The sequence below is a fragment of the uncultured Serinicoccus sp. genome, assembly GCF_947487915.1.
Lineage (GTDB): Bacteria > Actinomycetota > Actinomycetes > Actinomycetales > Dermatophilaceae > Ornithinicoccus.
This window is the reverse complement of record NZ_CANKYH010000029.1, coordinates 1-1010: the sequence shown is the minus strand read 5'-3', so window position 1 is coordinate 1010 and position 1010 is coordinate 1. Positions and strand designations below refer to the sequence as shown.

The 1010-nt window shown below is 65.6% G+C and carries 1 protein-coding gene; it reads left to right on the top strand.

Features of this window, described 5'->3' with window-relative positions; genetic code table 11:
- Positions 1–245: 245 nt before the first annotated feature.
- Positions 246–1010: IS30 family transposase (locus Q0795_RS17080; protein ID WP_298891752.1), on the top strand; the 765-nt coding region annotated here is incomplete at its 3' end.

The window sequence follows — 1010 nt, the reverse complement described above, 5'->3', positions numbered from 1 at the left end:
CAAGGCGAAATCAAGCGGTCGTCGCAACACCCCCGTCATGGAGGTGTTGAGTGGTCCGTCGTCAGCAGGCAGCAGATCGGGCGATCCGGCCGAAGTTGCGGTCGCCTGGTCATCCGAAGTTCCAGCGAAACGTCGAGGCTGCATTCTGGGCCGAGATCGCCAAGGGACTGTTGCCGATCGAAGCCGCGGCCGTGGTCGGCGTGGCGCCAGCCGTCGGGCAGCGATGGTTCCGCAACGCTGGCGGCATGCCACCGTTCGACCTGAAGTTCACGCCTACGGGCCGCTACCTGTCCTTCGCTGAGCGTGAGGAGATCGCGCTACTCAGAGCGCAGGAGAAGGGCGTGCGCGAGATCGCTCGCCAGATTGGTCGTGACCCCGGCACGGTGTCACGAGAGCTGCGCCGCAATGCCGCCACGCGTGGCGGGAAACTTGAGTACCGAGCTTCGGTAGCGCAGTGGAAAGCCGACATGGCGGCCAAGCGGCCCAAGGTCGCGAAGCTGGTGACCAACGTGCGGTTGCACGCCTACGTCCAGGAGCGGCTGGCCGGGCAGATCAAGACACGGGACGGCAAGGTCATCCACGGCCCGCAGGCGCCACGGTTCACCGGCATCAACAAGCCGCACCGTAAGCATCGTGGGTGGTCCGCGGCGTGGAGCCCAGAACAGATCAGCAACCGGCTCAAGGTCGACTTCCCTGATGATGAGTCCATGCGCATCAGCCATGAGGCGATCTACCAGTCGCTTTACATCCAGGGCCGTGGCGCGTTGAAGCGCGAGCTGGTCTGGTGCCTTCGCACCGGCCGAGCGTTGCGGGCGCCCCGTGAACGATCGCGTCGTAAGACGTGGGCGCACGTCACCCCGAAGACGCTGATCAGCGAACGCCCCGCAGAAGCCGAGGACCGTGCCGTTCCGGGCCACTGGGAAGGTGATCTGTTGATCGGGCTGCAGCGCTCGGCGATCGGCACCGTCGTCGACCGCACGACCAGGTTCACGATGCTCGTCCACCTTCCG